The sequence below is a fragment of the Mucilaginibacter paludis DSM 18603 genome, assembly GCF_000166195.2.
In the GTDB taxonomy this organism is placed as follows: domain Bacteria; phylum Bacteroidota; class Bacteroidia; order Sphingobacteriales; family Sphingobacteriaceae; genus Mucilaginibacter; species Mucilaginibacter paludis.
Genome location: NZ_CM001403.1, coordinates 3,376,271 through 3,393,722, shown reverse-complemented (window position 1 = coordinate 3,393,722; position 17,452 = coordinate 3,376,271). Strand labels below are relative to the sequence as shown.

At 40.2% G+C, this 17,452-nt stretch carries 19 protein-coding genes; 17 read left to right on the top strand and 2 right to left on the bottom strand.

Going from position 1 to position 17,452, the window contains the following annotated elements:
• The first annotated feature begins 116 nt into the window (after positions 1–116).
• A complete protein-coding gene (locus MUCPA_RS36145) occupies positions 117–1,307 on the top strand; it encodes a toll/interleukin-1 receptor domain-containing protein (protein ID WP_008507256.1) in 1,191 nt (396 codons plus the stop codon).
• 263 nt (positions 1,308–1,570) lie between these two features.
• Here MUCPA_RS36145 and MUCPA_RS14235 read toward each other — a convergent pair whose 3' ends face one another.
• Complete coding sequence (locus tag MUCPA_RS14235; RefSeq protein WP_008507255.1) at positions 1,571–4,522, bottom strand: CHAT domain-containing tetratricopeptide repeat protein; 2,952 nt, start codon at positions 4,520–4,522, stop codon at positions 1,571–1,573.
• Positions 4,523–4,573: 51 nt separating this feature from the next.
• Between MUCPA_RS14235 and MUCPA_RS14230 the strand changes: the two genes are divergently transcribed.
• Entirely contained in the window at positions 4,574–5,233 is a 660-nt protein-coding gene (locus MUCPA_RS14230) for a hypothetical protein (RefSeq protein WP_008507254.1), read from the top strand.
• A gap of 5 nt (positions 5,234–5,238) precedes the next feature.
• Positions 5,239–5,787, top strand: a complete 549-nt coding sequence (locus MUCPA_RS14225; protein ID WP_008507253.1) for a hypothetical protein — start codon at positions 5,239–5,241, stop codon at positions 5,785–5,787.
• A gap of 166 nt (positions 5,788–5,953) precedes the next feature.
• Here the strand turns inward: MUCPA_RS14225 and MUCPA_RS14220 are convergent, their stop codons facing one another.
• On the bottom strand, positions 5,954–6,820 hold the full coding sequence (locus MUCPA_RS14220; protein WP_157543908.1) for a ParB N-terminal domain-containing protein: 867 nt from the start codon (positions 6,818–6,820) through the stop codon (positions 5,954–5,956).
• On the opposite strand from MUCPA_RS14220, the gene MUCPA_RS39555 reads away from it, so the two are divergent.
• The 14 genes from MUCPA_RS39555 to MUCPA_RS14145 all read left to right on the top strand — a co-directional run bounded on the left by MUCPA_RS39555 (position 6,811) and on the right by MUCPA_RS14145 (position 17,170).
• Positions 6,811–7,257 (top strand): recombinase family protein, encoded by a 447-nt coding sequence (locus MUCPA_RS39555; protein WP_083839338.1) that lies wholly within the window; start codon positions 6,811–6,813, stop codon positions 7,255–7,257. The genes MUCPA_RS14220 and MUCPA_RS39555 overlap by 10 nt on opposite strands.
• Positions 7,254–8,386 (top strand): IS630 family transposase gene (locus tag MUCPA_RS37050; RefSeq protein ID WP_085983319.1). Its coding sequence is split into 2 segments (ribosomal slippage): positions 7,254–7,680 and positions 7,680–8,386, totalling 1,134 coding nucleotides; the frame shifts between segments, so codons are not numbered across the junction. The genes MUCPA_RS39555 and MUCPA_RS37050 overlap by 4 nt, the downstream gene beginning before the upstream one ends.
• Position 8,387: 1 nt before the next feature.
• The gene (locus tag MUCPA_RS36140) at positions 8,388–9,497 is read left to right on the top strand and encodes a recombinase family protein (RefSeq protein WP_157543907.1); all 1,110 of its coding nucleotides are present in this window, start codon (positions 8,388–8,390) and stop codon (positions 9,495–9,497) included.
• 94 nt (positions 9,498–9,591) lie between these two features.
• Positions 9,592–10,935 carry a site-specific integrase gene (locus MUCPA_RS14195; RefSeq protein WP_008507248.1) on the top strand — a complete coding sequence of 448 codons (1,344 nt, stop codon included), beginning with the start codon at positions 9,592–9,594 and terminating at the stop codon, positions 10,933–10,935.
• A 33-nt stretch (positions 10,936–10,968) separates the two neighbouring features.
• Positions 10,969–11,406 (top strand): DUF6934 family protein, encoded by a 438-nt coding sequence (locus MUCPA_RS14190; protein WP_008507246.1) that lies wholly within the window; start codon positions 10,969–10,971, stop codon positions 11,404–11,406.
• A 10-nt stretch (positions 11,407–11,416) separates the two neighbouring features.
• A complete protein-coding gene (locus MUCPA_RS37750) occupies positions 11,417–11,608 on the top strand; it encodes a hypothetical protein (RefSeq protein WP_169316172.1) in 192 nt (63 codons plus the stop codon).
• 94 nt (positions 11,609–11,702) lie between these two features.
• Positions 11,703–12,698, top strand: a complete 996-nt coding sequence (locus MUCPA_RS14185) for a hypothetical protein (RefSeq protein ID WP_008507243.1) — start codon at positions 11,703–11,705, stop codon at positions 12,696–12,698.
• A gap of 125 nt (positions 12,699–12,823) precedes the next feature.
• Positions 12,824–13,126, top strand: coding sequence for a MerR family transcriptional regulator (locus tag MUCPA_RS14180; RefSeq protein ID WP_008507242.1), 303 nt, complete (start codon positions 12,824–12,826; stop codon positions 13,124–13,126).
• 325 nt (positions 13,127–13,451) lie between these two features.
• Positions 13,452–13,865 (top strand): plasmid mobilization protein, encoded by a 414-nt coding sequence (locus MUCPA_RS14170; protein WP_157543905.1) that lies wholly within the window; start codon positions 13,452–13,454, stop codon positions 13,863–13,865.
• The gene (locus MUCPA_RS14165) at positions 13,862–14,737 is read left to right on the top strand and encodes a relaxase/mobilization nuclease domain-containing protein (protein WP_008507235.1); all 876 of its coding nucleotides are present in this window, start codon (positions 13,862–13,864) and stop codon (positions 14,735–14,737) included. Before MUCPA_RS14170 ends, MUCPA_RS14165 begins: the two co-directional genes overlap by 4 nt.
• Positions 14,738–14,782: 45 nt before the next feature.
• The gene (locus MUCPA_RS14160) at positions 14,783–15,460 is read left to right on the top strand and encodes a hypothetical protein (RefSeq protein WP_008507233.1); all 678 of its coding nucleotides are present in this window, start codon (positions 14,783–14,785) and stop codon (positions 15,458–15,460) included.
• A gap of 15 nt (positions 15,461–15,475) precedes the next feature.
• Positions 15,476–16,027: a hypothetical protein gene (locus MUCPA_RS14155; RefSeq protein WP_008507231.1), complete on the top strand. Its 552-nt coding sequence runs from the start codon at positions 15,476–15,478 to the stop codon at positions 16,025–16,027.
• Between the two features lie 4 nt (positions 16,028–16,031).
• The gene (locus MUCPA_RS14150) at positions 16,032–16,430 is read left to right on the top strand and encodes a hypothetical protein (protein WP_008507229.1); all 399 of its coding nucleotides are present in this window, start codon (positions 16,032–16,034) and stop codon (positions 16,428–16,430) included.
• Positions 16,430–17,170 (top strand): zeta toxin family protein, encoded by a 741-nt coding sequence (locus MUCPA_RS14145; RefSeq protein WP_008507228.1) that lies wholly within the window; start codon positions 16,430–16,432, stop codon positions 17,168–17,170. The genes MUCPA_RS14150 and MUCPA_RS14145 overlap by 1 nt, the downstream gene beginning before the upstream one ends.
• Positions 17,171–17,452 lie beyond the last annotated feature (282 nt).

The window sequence follows — 17,452 nt, the reverse complement described above, 5'->3', positions numbered from 1 at the left end:
GGATAACATTTATGATCGGTGTTCTGACTGCAATACCCCGCACGGTTGACAAAGATCTTCTATATATTTGAGGTAATTACGGAGCAAATCATTGCATTATAACACTACAAGTAGCTATGGCAAGCCAAAGAATTCAACTATTTATATCCTACACCTGGGACAGTGAAGAACATATGGAATGGGTGCGGTTACTTGCTGAACGCTTTCTATATGAAGACTTTGATGTAATTCTTGATCAGTTCGATTTGGAAATCGGCCACGACATTAATTTTTTCATTGAACGCTCAATCACAGAATCAGCTTATGTTCTTATTATTATGACACCTAAATATAAGCAGAAAGCGGATAACAGAATTGGTGGTGCCGGACGTGAATATTATATCATGAATCATTATTTAATGCGTGATCTGAATAAAAAGGGCGGTAAATACATTCCGATTCTCCGGGGAGTTGATCGTGAAAATAGTACACCTATAATGTTATATGACCGTATCTCTGTAGACTTAAATGAAGACCCATTGGATTTGTTTAAGTTTGGCCGGCTTGTCGATCATCTAAGAGGGAAGAAACGTAGACCAAAGGCAAATGACCCCAATGCCCTGGTTTTTTTAGGAAAACCTTTTAACGGACAATATCGGAAAATTCAAGAAACCGAAGAGTCTTTAACTGAAGAACAATTAGCTATCCTGGTTGACATAGTGAGAGGAATGCACCCTCAGCACGACAGGTTTCAGGATCTGCCTACTATCTTCAGAAAATGGTGGACGGCAAATCCTGACGTATTTAAGATAGCTTATAAGACAGTAAAAACAGCTGAGGGGGTTGATACAGATCAAAAGGAAATTATTGGATTTAGCTGTATCTTACCGGTCAGCGAACAGGTTTTTTTTGATTATAAAGCTGGTACGTTAAGCGAATGGCAGATTGGAGATCGGGAAAATGATATAATTACCAGCGACAAAAATGCCAACCAATCCTTTTTATTGCTACAGTCTATTGAGTTATTAGAAAAGTTCTGGAACGTAGGCAATTACGGCATGTCATTTACTTTCAGTATGTTAAGGCATATCGGAAAATTGAATCAATCCCCCCTCAAAAACCGATTAAAACTATTTGCTGACGGAAATAAAAAAGGGGCAGGTTTGTTAGAAACGCATGGTTTTCACAAAGTTGTCTATGAAAATGATTCTGTTGATACTCGACCCAGATACTTATTAGATTTTGGTGATCAATATCTTAGCAGAAGGCCTCGACTTACTGTAGAACAAGTGAATAGTTATATTTTAAGCATTTATGGTGAAAACTGATCTTTTAATGAAGAATTAAGAAGTCAATAATATAATGTGTTGGTGTTCGATTCCCATACATGCTCACGTTGTTAAAATTCTATTTCGGATAGCGTGTCCGGGAGATTCTTTGAACACCTGAAGGAGTTTTTAAGTATCATAAGTACAATATTAGGTCAGAAATAACCGGTATAAATACGTATTTTCCTTGCAACAGTTTCAAGCAACAAATAGAAACTACTTTACAAATAGGTTGAATAGTGTTTTTTTACAAAGAAACAGCATTAGTCTGATAAGCTAAAAGCTGCCCAATAGTAAGGATCTAACTGTTTGCTTAAGAGCAGTTGTGTTTTTCTAAATGCCTCATGCAGTGAGTTGTTCTGAGCCAGATAATGGTAAATATTTGTCATAAAAACAGGCGATTCGGTATCAGAAATCCTCCATAGGCTCATAATCGTATTTTTTGCTCCCGCCAGTTTTGTTGCACTTTCCAGCCCATACGCACTTTCATCTCCACTGATATCGCCCAGGGCAGTACGGCATGCTGACATAACGACCAGCCCCACCTTGCTTAAATTAAGATTGGTAATTTCAGCAGCTGTAAGTATTCCATCCTCCCTTTCGGAAACAACCTGTTCGCCCATCCAGGTTTTATTAGCACCGGAAAAAAGGAGTCCTGACCGTTGCAAAGGATCGGGGCTGTACTTTAAATTTTGTTGAATGGTTCTGGTAAATACATTGCTGTAAGCGGCAGACTTGTTCTCGAAATAAAAGCCATGAGTGGAAATTTGCAGAATGTCAGGAGCGTTGATGCCGTTTAAACTCTTTAGACGTTCTTCTGAAGCATGATTTTCGCTCCAAATACTAACCTTGATTTGAGCTGCTTTGAGAATAGTATCGACAGCTCTGATCTCTTTCTCTGTACCGGGTAAAAATTCCCATGACTTTCCATCTACATAGTCCCTGTCAAGGCCACGTGCCGCCCCTGGAATTATTTCTTTTTCTGGTTTTACACGGGGGGCGGCGTTATCAAAATCATTGTAATTGATGGCTCCAAACAGGGTCGCCTTCATACCGGCTGTTATTTTAAAGTCAGGCTGTCGTTGTATAAAATTGCGTGTGCTGCTTAATTGCACCATATCGTATACTTCAACTAAATACTTACCGGAGGAAGTGCGCATTGCCGGAAAAGCAACATTGTTTAATACTGAAGTAGGTGCGTAATAAACGGTGGTTACTCCTGAAAGCGCAGCCGAAACAGGAAGCCATAGTAATCTGTAAAGTCTGTTATCTGCCCTGTCTTTAGATCCATAGAGTGCATTCACTTTGTCCTGGTCTGTAATCAGGTCCTGAGTGCTTCGCATTACTTTGATAAGTTCCCTGGAGTTGCACAGGCTTACCCAGGAAGGCAAAGTGTCGCCGTGTTTTATGACGAGCGCTGCAAAAAAAACGCTATCGGTAAAATCTTTGTTGTAGCCATCATACTTTATAAATTCAATTGCCGCTTCCCCTGGTTTAAGCACATCTCTTACCTGTTGCCATGTCACAGTCCCTTTTTCCACTTCAGCTCTGAATTCCTTCGACTGGAGCGCAATTTTGCGCTCCAGATTATCTTTTACGGTTTGCAGACTGTCCAGGTTTCGGACACGCGCTGAGCGCGGCAGTGAATATTGTTTCGCCAGATTGATTGACAACTTATTCCATCTCTCATACATTCTTTGAAGCGTAGTATCCTGACTTGTTTCTATGGCTGTAGTAAATCTTTTATTGGTCGATAAAAGCATGTTTTTTCTTGCCAGTTCTATATCAAATAGCCAACCGTTAAATGAAGTATTATGCTGCTTATTTAAAAGGGCAACATAGGCTGCATCGAATTGGAATGAGCTGTAAAAACTGGTGATCAACTGTTCCCGTTGCTGGCTGTTGAAGCCATAAAAATTATTCTTTACCTGGTTGTTGAGGTTTTCCTGCATGTTTTTAAGCAGACTCCCTGTTTTTACAAGATTCCCCTGAGCCCAGTAACAAAGTGCTGCTTCCTGCATGTGACTTGCATAATCGGAACTTGCCGGTCCTACTACGGAGGGCAGGATTTGCAGTATCTTTTCAGACAATACAACGGATTCGACAATGTTGCCACTATCCCGCAAACAGGAAGCCAGGCTACCTAATGTTTGCAGGTAAAGTTCATTTTCATTATGATACAAATTTTTGCGTATGGTCAATGCTTCTTTTAATAAAGTAATGGCGTTGTCAAACTGCTTTTGTTGAGCATAACAGGAGGCTTTGTCACTAATGGTATTGGCATACAGTTCGTCGTCGTTCAGATTACGGCTCAGTTCGATAACCTTATCAAATAAGGGAATAGCCTTATCAGTTTGTCCTGATTCGGAAAAGCATACCGCCAGATTACCAAGTACGTCCACGTAATCATTATTAACAATTTGAAGTGATTCAAATTTCTCTTTAACACCTGTGAAAATTTCTGCCGCCTTTTTGTAGTTGGACAGTTTGTAATATAAACCACCAAGATTATTCTGAACCGACAGATAAGGACTAGGGTCACTGTTATACTTTCGCCAGTAAACTTTTGACAGCCGGTCATATACTTCGAGAGCTGTTTGATAATCTCCCATATCAGCAGAAAGCACGGCACCTATATTCAGGCTATTCCATGTCACTTCGCTATTTGAAGGATTAGGTAAACTACCTTCTGCTGTTAATGCTTCTTTTAAATATTTTTTTGCTTCTTCATAAAAGCCTGCCTGGGTATAAAGCCTTGCAATATTATTGGTAACACGGGCGTAGTCATAGCTATTCTGACCATTGGTGATTTTTTGAACGACACCTCTTGCCTGTTTGAGATAAGCGATCCCGGTATCTAAGCGTACCAAAGTGGATAAGTCCATTAAGATATTTACGGTAGACATGTGACCATCCGGATATAGCTTTGTACTTATCCTGAGTGCCTCGTTATATAAGGAAAGTGCTTTTGCAACATTTCCGGTATCGGAAACTATAGTTGCCAGGTTTCTTAACGCATTCATATAGCCTCCCTGATCCTGCTCCGTTTGGCATACTTTACAAGCTTTTTCAGCTAAAGGGGCAGCTTTGACAGGACCATCCTGCCTATAGATTTTAACCGTAGAATCAGCAAGAGCCGCGCAGCTTTGTGCTTTTACCGGCGCAGTAATGCAGATTATTAAGGCGGTAATAATTGTACAGTAAAATTGTTTCATGAGCTGGTTTTTGATTATCTTTAAAAGTAATATACAGCCAAATTTATCGAAATGTATCGGGTATTATTAGGAATTATTTTTTTATGTGGGCTGTCAGAACTTGTTAAAGCTCAGGAAGAAATCAGGTTGTATTTTGTTCAAAAAATAAATATCAGCCCTGCTGATAAAAATAAACTTAACCAACTCCCCAATGCCACCTATGCCGGTGCAATGGTGTCGATTTACCAGCTTACGGCCGGAGTTAAAACCGACTCCGTTTTAGTGGAAGCGGAAGACTTTCAAAGGTGGAAAGATACCGTTGCATTCTCAGCAGCAGTGCCTGCTTCGTTTATTACTAATGCTCCCGGACTTTCGGCATCTCCATTACTCCATATTGTCTATTCAAAACCCGGTCGCGGAGATTTCAGCCTCGATATCAAAGGAAAAGAAAAACCGGTATCACAGATACAGCTAAAAATTAAATCTGACCCTTCAGGTGCAAATGTCTTTCTGGTACCAAAGATTGTCTGGGACCGGAATCCGCTCTTTAAAAGATTTGATCAGTCATTGCTTGCTCATTATAATGTTTATAACGGTTTGACAACGGTTAAGGTGCCTGTACAGGAGTTTGTGTATGTCGTTGTATATAGCTACAACAACCATTTTAAGACAATTGAATGCCGCCCCTCGCATTTAAATCCGGTAGATTCTGTTTATTTAAAACTCAATTAATAGAGATGGAAAAGCTTTTTAAATGGGCCAGTTCAACATTTGCACTCTTACCGGGAGTTGCCATTATTGTCACCAATCTTGGTACACCACCGGGTATATCAAAGGTGTTGCTTGGAGGAATAATTGAAGCGTGTGGGGCCTTTACTCTTTTAACACTGAATCATAGGAAGGTTGCTTTGAGTAAAATAGATCAGAGAAAAAGGAAAAGAGCCGCCATTACATTTTTTATACTCTTTTTTTTAAGTCTGTTAATTTATATTATTCTTTTTCAGGTTCAGGTCGTAGAGGATCCCAAATATGAGCCTGTACTTTTCCCTTTCTGGAATAATGCCGATTTAGAGAACATGATTCAGATGGCGCATTCGCGGTATAATGCTTTAGACATGTATGGTAGTCAGGCAGTTTTGAACGATATCAACAGTTCAAAAATGCCAATTGCAATTACGGTGGTGTGTTTTATTACCACTTATACGCTTGTTTTTGAGTTCCTGACATTAGGTTTTGGATTTATTGCTGTAGCAAAAAACAATGTAACTCCCACCACCGCCACATGAAACCAATAAAATTTGCAGATAAGAGCATTGCAGAATTAAACGAATGGATACAAAATACGAATTGCCTATTCGTAACCGCGACAGATGGAGACCCCTGCGTTCCATGAAGAGAGTTAGATCTGTTTTACAAGAAGGCTTTATAAGACTCTCTTATAAGAAGCCTAAATCAAAGATTGGATTCGTGCAAAAGTTGGTTAAGTTTATTACGATCTTCTTCTCTAATTCTCTGCTCATTATCTAAATTATTAGCAATTAACATAAGGTTTCTAATCCTTGACCTGCCCACGCTGGATGATTGTTGAAAGTATGTATCGGAAAAATCAACTTTTTCAAAGGACTTAACCCACTTTGTAAAATTTATTGAATCTAAGGTGGCTGATTCCTTAAGTAGTATCCGTTTTAGAAAGTCAAATGATGCTTGAATACCTATAGTTTTGGTAATGAATGAATTTGGAGCACAATGTATCCAGACATAATTTTTCATAACTTCAAAAAAATCTATAACAATATTATAAATTAATTCGTCATGTTCAGCGTCTCCTTTTAAGTATAAAACGCGCAATGGACTATCATCCTTGATCTTAGATAATTGCTTTCGGTTGCGGCCTTTAAATATACATTGTTGTTGCATTTCCACCCTGTCGCGTTTAGCGTTTTTTGAAATTAAGTCTACAATTCCATCAACTACAGTGGCAGTAGATACAAACCAATCAGACTTGACTGCTGTTGATACTAAATATTGGTCATCACGAGGAGCTACTCTAATGTGAAAATGAAAGGGTGCATCTTTAATATTAAGGCGACGGCTATAATAAACAGCAATTTTTTCAGGTGTCCAAGATTCTCGGGGTTCTTCATCGACATTAAAGCCAAATTGTTCTAAAGCCAAACTCCGATCCACCCTTTTCTGGTTTCCATTAACAGTTGCAAATAAAAAAGCTTGATACGAATTTGGCAAATCAAAAAATATAGAGCAAGGAATTTCAGTTAAGTACAAAAGAACAGGCAGACAATAACTTAAGCCTGGAAACACAAATTAAAGCCTGTAATCTATACGCCGAGCGATGCAAATATTCTACCCTGGCAAAGTTTGGAGGTACTTATGAAAGTGCTCAAACAGATGAACGTAAGCAATTTACAGCCATGCTCTCCTTCGTTAAAAAAGCAAAGGAAAAGGTATCCTATATCTTGGTCTATAGCTTAGAGCGATTTTCCCGAAACGATAATTCTATCTGGCTGAGTGGACAATTACGAAAATTAGGCATTGAGATAGTATCCGTAACACAACCAATTGACACCTCTAATCCTTCGGGGCAGATGCAACAGAAAATGCTTTTTCTTTTCGGCGAGTTTGATAACCAGCTGCGTAAGGAAAAATGTATGGCTGGTATAAAGGAAATGCTCCTAGTGTCGCGTCAATTTGATATTGTCGTATATTTATTATACCTTTATCATCCAAAACGGATATGATAAAGTATAGAGTAACGTTAACAGAAGAAGAGCGGGGGCGGCTAAGTGCAATAATCAGCAAGGGTTCTCACAGTGCCCAACAGTATCGCAATGCTTATATTTTATTGAATTGCGATGAAAGTGGACTTGGGGAAAAGATCATCAACGAAGAAGTCAGCCGTGTTTTAAAAGTAAGCATGCGAATGATTGACCGGGTCAAACAGCGTTTTGTTGAAGACGGTTTTGAAGCGTGCCTGGACCGTAAGCCTATAATCAAGACAAAAGCAAAAAAAATAGACGGGGAAGCCGAGGCGCATTTAATAGCATTAAGTTGTGGCAAAGCACCCGAAGGCTTTTCAAAATGGTCGCTACGTTTATTGGCTGATAAAATGGTTGAGTTGAAATATGTAGAAGATATTTCCTATGAAACGATAAGAAAGACGTTAAAAAAAACGAGTTAAAACCCTGGAAAGTAAAAGGCTGGGTAATACCACCGCACCAAAGCAGTGATTTTGTTGCTAATATGGAGCATTTGCTGGATGTATATAAACGACCTTATAGCCAAGAGTTTCCGGTCGTTTGTATGGATGAGTCCCCAAAACAGCTGATTACAGAAACACGGTTGCCCATCCCAATGAAACCCGGACAAGATGCTCGGGAAGATTTTGAATATGCGCGTTGCGGGGTAGCCAATATATTCTTGGCATCAGAGCCATTGAACGGGAAAAGATATGTGGAGGTGACAGAACGGAAAACAAAAACAGACTGGGCAAAATTCATCAAACAAATAGCCGACGATTGGTACCCGAAAGTCACTAAAATAACCTTGGTAATGGATAACCTTGGCACACATAAACCAGCAGCGTTGTACGAGGCCTTTGAGCCGAAAGAAGCCAAACGACTAAGGGACAGGTTTGAATTTGTTTACACCCCAAAGCATGGCAGTTGGTTGAACATGGCAGAAATAGAGTTAAATGTTTTGATGGGACAATGTCTAAACCGAAGGATTGACAATATCAAAAAGATGCAAAAAGAAGTGTTGGCCTGGCAAACCCACCGAAACAATAAAGAAGCTACCATTAACTGGCAATTTACAAATGACGATGCAAGGATTAAACTCAAACGCCTTTACCCGACAATTTTAACTTGACGTGACACTAGGAGGAAATTGGCCGACAATGCCGCCACTCGGTTTTGAACGCATTAGAGAAAATGGAATGCGCAAAATAATTGTAAATGAAAAAGGCAAGCTGCTCCGACAAGCATTTTACTGGAAGGCAGAAGATCAGTTAAGTAATGAAGAAATAAGGCAGCGATTGAAACAAAAAGGACTTATCCTTAATCATCAGCGCATATCAGAGATTTTTCGTAATCCCTTTTATTGTGGCTTGATATCACATAATATGCTGGAAGGGCGAGTTATTGAAGGGAATCAAGAAAAGCTGGTGCCGAAGAATATATTTTTAATAATCAATGGATTGTTGGATAAAAATGCACATGGTTATAGCATCAACGAAGAAAATGAAGCAATCCCATTAAAGCGGTTCCTTCTTTGTGATGGATGTGGTAAAGCCATGAGAGGTTATATCGTGCAAAAGAAAAAGATCCACTATTACAAATGCAGCACAGTGGGGTGTTGCAATAATAAGAGTGCCAAGTCTCTGCATGAAATCTTTGCTACCGTCCTTGATTACTTTAATATGGATTTTGCAGATGAGCTGATTACCCTTGTAAAAAAGCAAACGCTAGCAACCTTCAACCAATTAAATAATGCCCAAAAGGACGAGTATTCCAACCTTCAAGAGCGCTATAAGGAGCTCAATAAAAAAATAGAAAGACTGGAGGAAAGATTTATTGAGGAAGAAATTGACGGCAAGTTGTATGGCAAATATTGCGAGAAATATGGTACTGAAAAATCGGAAATCGAGGGAGAGCTTTTAAAGGCTTCAAAAAAAGTGTCGAACCTTGATGAGTGCATTAATTTAGCAGTAGATTTTGCTTCAAATATGCGTAAAAACTGGGTTTTGGGCGATTATTTGACCAAGCAGCACATTCAAACTTTGCTGTTTCCTGATGGTATCTTCTACAGTAAAAAAACAGATGGGTGTCGAACCACACGCATAAATTCCGTATTCGCGTACATTGCTCATTTTAAGCAACTTATCACAAAACAAAAACGAGGCATTCCTGAGTTGAACCTCAATTATGCCTCGTTTGCCGGTTTGGTAGCGGGAGCAGAACTAATTTTCCCTTTTCGATAATTTTTTATATGTTTGTATAATGGTTATAAATAATTGATAATCAGATTATAAACTGTAAATTTTCTTTCACTTGTTTTCTCATAAAAGGAGCTAAATGAAAGAAATTGCACCGCATATTGCACCGCAATCTATGGGAATTAAAAGAAAATATGGACGGTTTTACCTGGATTCCAAGCCAGATAACCAAGGCAATTTACCCCTAATGTTTGAGTATACCAATAGAGGGATAAACGATGATGAGGGTTTATACAAACGAAACCGCATTCGTCATTATACCGGATTTAGGATTCCGGGAAAACAGTTGACGGCAAAGAAAGTCTTATCCTATGCCTGTTGGGATGTTAATCAGCAAATGGCACGAGGGTTTAGGGGAGCTGACGACGTTAACACTTATATCACGACTATAATTGACAAGGTATCCAAATATTTGCGGGGCAAAAAGGAAACTTTCCAACCGGTAGATATGTCGGAGCTTAAACGGTTGATTACCGTTAACCACAGCGTTAGTCATGAAAGTATCGTTTCCTTTTGTGAAAACTATCTCAAACGATATAATAAGCCAGGACAGGAAAGTACCAAAAGAAATATCAGCACAATGGTATCTTCTTTAAAGGGCCATGTAGGCATTCGGCCACCACTATTGGTAAACGTCAATAAAGAATTTGTAGAGGGTTTTATCACTTATTTGACGAATGATAAGAAGAACAACAATACTACGGTTGAAAAAAAAGTCTCTATGCTCCAGCAAATATTGCGTGAGGCGCACAAGCAAGGATTATTAGGCAGTTCGTCAGCATTAGAAGAAATTAAGGTACAGCGCAGTTCTACAGAAATTATCTTTTTGAAACAGAAGGAGGTCAAAGCCCTTGAAAAACACCTGCCTGAAAGTGACAGGCTTGAAAAGCTAAAAGATGTTTTTCTGTTTGGTTGCTATACCGGTTTGCGCTATAGTGATTTGCAACAGATACACCAGGCGCATTATCTTAAAAAAAGTGATAAAGGCGAGCAGTATCATGTTTTAAAGTTTGTGATTAAAAAGACCCGCAAATTTCATGAGATTGCCTTGCCGCCAAAAGCGGTAACCATCATAGAAAAATATTGGGACAAACAAAAATTCAAAAAATTATTGCCGGTTCCGTCTAACCAAAAAGCTAACGACTATTTAAAGGAGCTTTGCGAGGATGCAAAAATTGATACAGAGATTGAGTTGACAGCCCAATATGGCAGCGAAGTAAAAACAGTGGTTAAGAAAAAATATGAAATCCTATCTTGTCATTCAGCCAGGCACACTTATGCCATCCTTAGCCTGGAGAATGGGATGCGTCCGGAAGTTTTGCAAAGGAATTTAGGACACTCAAAATTGTCTCAAACAATGGATTATGTTAAGATATTAGATAGTGTAAGACATTTTGAAACCCTAAAAGCATTTTCGATATAGTCCAATTTAACCTTACAGAATATTTCGAAGTTTATGAATTTAGACCATTATTCTCTTTTTACAACTGATTTCCAGGATTACGAATTTTACAGTAGCGGGCCAAAAGGAAAAATCAAAAAGGTAGTCAGGTATAGAAAAATTGAAGACGACCCCATTACTTACAATCTGGCGTTTGGAGATGAAATTAGTGGTGGCGAAATTAGCGATACCATCATTACTAATAATCAGGATAGGGATTTAGTTTTGTCAACCGTAATTAATACGGTTAACACATTTTGTGACCACTTTGGCAACCATTTTATTTATGCTGAAGGTAGCACCGCCGTAAGAACAAGGCTATATCAAATGGGGATTGCTCGTCTATATAATGAAATAAGTACCGATTTTATTGTTTGGGGATATCGGGAGAACTCATGGCATGAGTTTAAAATCAATGTCAATTACGAAGCATTTTTGGCGAAAAGAAAATAATATAATATCTTTGAATAGAAGGAAAGGAGCAATTATGCAAACAACCAAGAAAGTAGCAATTAAAGGCAAGGAATATAATGATATCATTATAACCGATCAGGTGAGAAGCTATGCCGATGAACCATTTTTTATAAAAAAGGAAGAAAAGGCTAAAGCGTTTTTAAAAAAACATCCTATACCTGACCATATAAAAAACCGATAAAAATCATTTAATTATTCATAAAAAGGCTGGAGAAATTCAGCCTTTTGTTTTTTCAAAAACTTTTCAGCTGATTTGCAGTTTGAAACAGGAGCCTATGAAAACAGCCGATTTTAAGGATGTCCCTTTCTTTACGAAGGCCAAATCCACATCTTATTTCTGTTACCAGGTCGCCTTTCAGGATCAAAAGCCGGTCAGGCCGGAGATCATCACCGACTTTAAGAGGACAATGCAACATGCATTGGATCATCACTATTGCATATCTTTTATTCCTTGTCCATTTGATTTCAATTTCGAAAGCTTGTTAAGCCATTTCAAGTGGTGCTGCAAATTCCTGTATTTTAATTTCTCCGAAACGACGATGCAGTTCGATATTTTAAAGCGACTGAAAGCATTAGCTTGGAGTGAACAGGAATTATATACCCTGCTAACTGCGATAAGTACGCACTACGAGCCTTATGCCTATTCATTGACCCGGTATAGCGGCGAAATTAAATTTGCCTTAATGAAGCGTGAAAATGCCGAACGGGAACCGGCTTTTCATCAACTCATAAAACGAGACAAATCCTGCCGGGAGAGGTTGATTAAATACCTGCAAACTTTATTGGCCAGCCAGCATCATCAAGTACCGGAGAGAATTGAAATTACACCAACTGTTATACCTTCTCCACAGAAATATGACGCTTCTAAATACGGCTATCTGAAAATTACCGATGATCTAAGTGCTGAAAAGCAAAAGGAAGTCATTAACCACCTATTTGATCTACTTAAAGCACTTTTTATAAAACCGTACTCATTGGAGGAATTTTCGATGATATTTAGAAAGAATGAAGCGGCTGCCATTGAACTTAATCTCGCACAAGCTAATCCGGCCAACCTGGATGCGCAAAAACTGCATTTACTTTTTCGCCAGTTGAAAGATGAGAAAATACTCATTGCTTCCTGGCAACTCATACGGGAAAAGCTATGGGTTTACAATCATGCGGGGGAACTGGTTAATTCCGTTTACCAGATCAGTAAAAGCAAAATTTCTACCGATAAGGCCCGGCAGGTTTATAAATTATTAAACCCTGTATCTGAATTATTGCCCTGAATTTTCCTTTCTTATAGCTGATAGCAGAAAATAACTGCAAATAATTTCCTGTTTTTCTTCCAGTTTCCATTAACGCCACCATAATCGGAAAGGATGTTATTTCTCTTTGTTCCAAAATTAATCTTATGGAACAGCAAATTCAATTTGTCGGATTTTCAATGCAGGAAGCGGAACGTTTTCTGAAAAACATTGTGTCCACCTGCATCGATGAACATCATGCATTGCAAAAACACGCGGAGGCGGAATTGCCGCTTACGCCATCACAGGCCAGCAAGGCGTTGAAAGTATCCCTGCCCACCTTGCGCAGGTATGTGCAGCTTGGCCTGATCAGGCGACATGACCTTGGCCCACGCCGTAAAGTATTTTACCTGTCAGAACTGGAAGAAGACGTCAAAAAAGTAGAAGCTTCAGTATTCACCCACCGTTAATTGTTTTTATGAAAACGATAATTAACTACGTCCACTTTGGCCTAAGCTATTACAAAACCGTCCCAAGACCGCTGGTAAAGGCGAATCCAATGGTTAGGTTTTTGCCCGCAGGCAAAGCCAAATGCGGCGCAATATTAAGCCCCAAAAGGACGATGAGCAATGCCGGGCATTGCGGCGCTTTAGCGCCGGAGATCACATTTATCTGGATATATGTATATCTCCGATTTTTAGGTGAGCCAGCTATGTTTTGGCTATGCCAAAACGGGCTGGCCCCATTCATGCTATCGCATTCATGGGGGGATTTTTTTAAGAGTTTTTAATGCCTATGGAACGTGCAATTAAGATGATCGATAAGACCGGGGACAATAAAAGTAAAGGTCGGGTAAATAAAGGAGGCCGCCCAAGAAAGCAACACAAGCGGCGGCAGATAATGGCTGCCATGTGTACCCCCCTGGAAAAAAAGCTGATAGAAATCAATGCCCAAAGGGCGGGTTTAACGGTATCGGAGTTCCTGCGTGACCTGGGTCTGAAAAAAAAGGTGCAGGTCAAGATCAAAAGCTTGCCAAAAAATGTATTGGAGCTCAAGGGCACCTTAAACCATACGGCAGCCAATATCAACCAGCTGGCCCGGAAACGTAACAGCGGGGATGAGTTGAACGCACTGGAAAGGGCCTTGCTCAATCAATGTGTAAGGGAGATACAAAATTTAGTCACCACGATTAATACTTATTTAAAATGATAGGGAAAATTGTTACCGGCAAAAGTTTTAAGGGCTGTATGCTCTACCTGCACGAGGGCAGGTTACAAGAAACAGAGGAATTGCAACAGCAGGAAATGGAGAAAAAGCAGGCACAGGTCATTGCTTATAATCAATGCTTCGGCAACAAGAAAGAACTGATCCGGCAATTTATTGAGGTCAGCAAACTGAACCCCAATGTCAGCAAACCTGTATTTCACCTGACGATTAGTTTGGCACACGCTGATGCAGGCAAACTCAATAACCAGCAGAAAGCGGACATCGCTGCATCACTGGCCAAAGAGTTCCAGTTTGACCGCAACCAGTATGTGGCTATTACCCATGCCGACACTGAGCATGAACACCTGCATATCGTTGCCAACCGGATCGGTTATGACGGCAAAACGGCCAGCGACAGCAATAGCTACAAGCACATGGCAGAGTTTTGCCGGAAGATGGAACAGGCTTACAAATTGGAAAAGGTTCTAAGTCCGAACCGTTTCCTGAAACCCGAGCAACGCGTGGCGCAAGGCCAAAGGATCGACCAGCGCAAGGAGGTACTAAAAAAACATTTGTCTAAAGCGATCAAGCAATGTAAGAATGTACAACAGATCAGGCAATACATGGAAGATAAGGGCTATAAAGTGGAACAAGGAAGGGGTATTGCCTTTACTGATCAGCAGAACGTCTACTTTAAAGGCAGCCAGGTCGGCTATAGCCTGCAAACGATTGAAAATAAATTAATACAGGAACAACAACTAAAACAGGAATTAAAGCAACAAAAACAGCAGCAAGAGCAAAAACTGGCACTGGAAAGGCAACAAGAACAAATCAGGCAGCAAAAACGAAGCAGAGGCCACGGTATGCATATGTAATAACCCAATACAAAAGAGTATGAATAACCCCCAAAAACAATAATTATGAAGAACCAACAAGTAGAATTAGATGAAAAGACACTGACATCCGTACTGGATGAGCATGTGTCTGAATTAAAAGAGATCAAAGACTTTATAAAACAGCAGGGACAACAGCTGGATCAGAAGAATAAGCTCATTACCGAGAAACAAAATGATAATGCAAAACTGATCGCCAGTTTTGAACAGAAGTATCAAAAGATTGAAGTTATTGCGCCTAAACCGGATACCGCGCCGATGCTTCTGACGCTCGCCAATGGAATGATGGAGATCCGGAAAACGGTGAGGGAACTGATTAGCCAGCAATTTGAAAAAAACCGGGTATTAGTGTTGCCCGAAGACAAAGGTAAGCTTTACCTTAAAATAAAGGCCAAACAAATAGGGCTATTAGCTGGCGCGGCTATTGTTTTTTGCTTCGTTTGCTGGTTTGGTTTCCGTTATCTCTACCTCAACAGTCAAAACAGCAACTTCCGCAAGGTATGGTACTGGAATTATATGCATCAGGACAGCACAGGCCGCAAGCGAATGGACGATGAATTGGCCAGCTATAAGCTGTCAGGAGTGAACAGCCAACGCACAGACAGTATCGACCTGTTTCAAAAGCGGCAGGAAAACGTGTTGCGTATCAAAGAGCTACAGCGTGAAGCCGACAGCTTAAAAACCATTAACCCTTATAGCAAATAATTAATTCAAATCATTATGGAACGACCAAGCGAATCGGAAGAAAGCGCCTACGACGAGTTCGTTGAGCAACTTATCCAACAAAATCGTGAATTGCTGGAACGGCAATCTGCCTCAAATACAAAACCATCAGAATACCCGGCAGTCTACATTCCGGATTATACGAAAGACCTGAAACAAATCTACGACCAGTTAAACAGGTTGAGCTTGACTTATAAAAAGGAAAATATCAGTGCCCTATTTGAGCAAATGGATAAAAAAATCGATGCAATGCCCAAAGTGATCCCGGTCAGGCACCACCATCATTTTGACCCAAAATCTAAATGGATACTGGTCGCTTATTTTATCCTGGTGATTGCCGTCTCCATTTTAACCGGAACATCTATCGGATTTGCAACAGAAGTATATCTGCTTAAAAAGGAAATCACAGCCCGGCAAGCGGACACACCAACAAGCCACGCGGTTAATGTAACTGCCAAAACTACCCCCACGAAGAATGTGGTTAAAAGAAAGCCACGCATACACAAAACGATGCTTACAGGAAACAGAATTGCCAAACCAAATTTGTAACACCATGAATAAATCCTTAAATTTGAATGAATTTGCCGAACAGGGTACACTAAGTATCTTTGTTAATGCCAGGCAAGAACCGATGGGCGTGCTTATCCCGTTAAAGCAATGGGTCGAGATAGCGCCTTCAGTGGCTAAGAATTGTGAATTATACCGATTGATGGAGCAGTTAACTTATAAACCGATCTTTGAATGTTCTTTAAAAGAGCTTGCTGATCAGTTACGCCCGGAAATTGAAAAGGTCGAAGCAGAGCATCTTGCAGCCGGTCAGTATAACGTTTACAGGTACACCGGGGATGATAAATTGGAAAATTTGTTTGTCCGTCAATATGCTGGTCACAGGGAATTGGTACGAACAGATGCCAGTACCGGCCAAAGTCACATCCTCAACAGGAATTTCTAATGGAACAGCCAAAACTGTTTGTTTTTGCCGGGCCTAATGGCGCTGGCAAAAGCACGCTGTCTGCAATTATGCTGCCTTTCGGCACACCAATATTTGACGGCGACAAGGAATTAGCCCTGCTAAGGCAACAATTTCCCGGACTTGATAGCGGAAACTTATATGAAGCGGTAAACGGCCATATTTTTTCGAGTTGGAAAGAAGAAGTTCAGGCCAAGCGGATAGATTGCGCATTTGAAACCAATTTCAGGACGACAGATGTGATGAATACGGTTAACGAGTTTAAAGAAAAAGGCTATGAGGCACTGCTAATCTATTTCGGCCTGGACAATATAGCCGCATCAATTGAACGGGTAAAACTAAGGGTGGAGATGGGTGGTCATAACGTTAGTCTTGAAAATATTACGGCCAATTATAATGAGGGGCTTAAAAATCTGGAAAATCATTTTCGGGAATTTGATAACGTGCTTCTCGTTAGGAGCTTTACAGAGGACAATAAGCGAGGCTTGAAGTTCCTTCCGTATTTAAAAATTGAACAAGGCCAGATAAAAGAACAAGCTCAGCAAATGCCCGAATGGGCAAATAAGTTGGTTCAAAGCATCGAGGCGAAACAAGCGCAGATCCTTGCTGAAAAGCAACAACAGGCGCAACAGCAAGAACAATCTCTGATACAAAAAAAAGACAGGGCCCCCGGAGAAGATTTAGACGAAGGCTATAACCGGGGTCCGTCGTTAGGCCGATAAATTCAACAAAGGAAATGCTTTCCATTGTTTGCTATCATATCGCCATTCCATATTCACCCGTACCGCGAAGATAGCCCACCCCCGGGATAAAAAGTAAAGGCTATACAAGCGGGCGGGAGTTGTTCGCTTTCAGCGGCCCCGCCCGGCCTTGACTTTTTACCCGGCTCGCGCTGTTGGTTGCTCAACAGTTGAATAAGGAACGGAGGGTTCAACTGGTTGTATAGCCGTAATCGCATCAACTACAATGAGAGACCGTGTTTGCCCCTGATCATTTTCGTCACC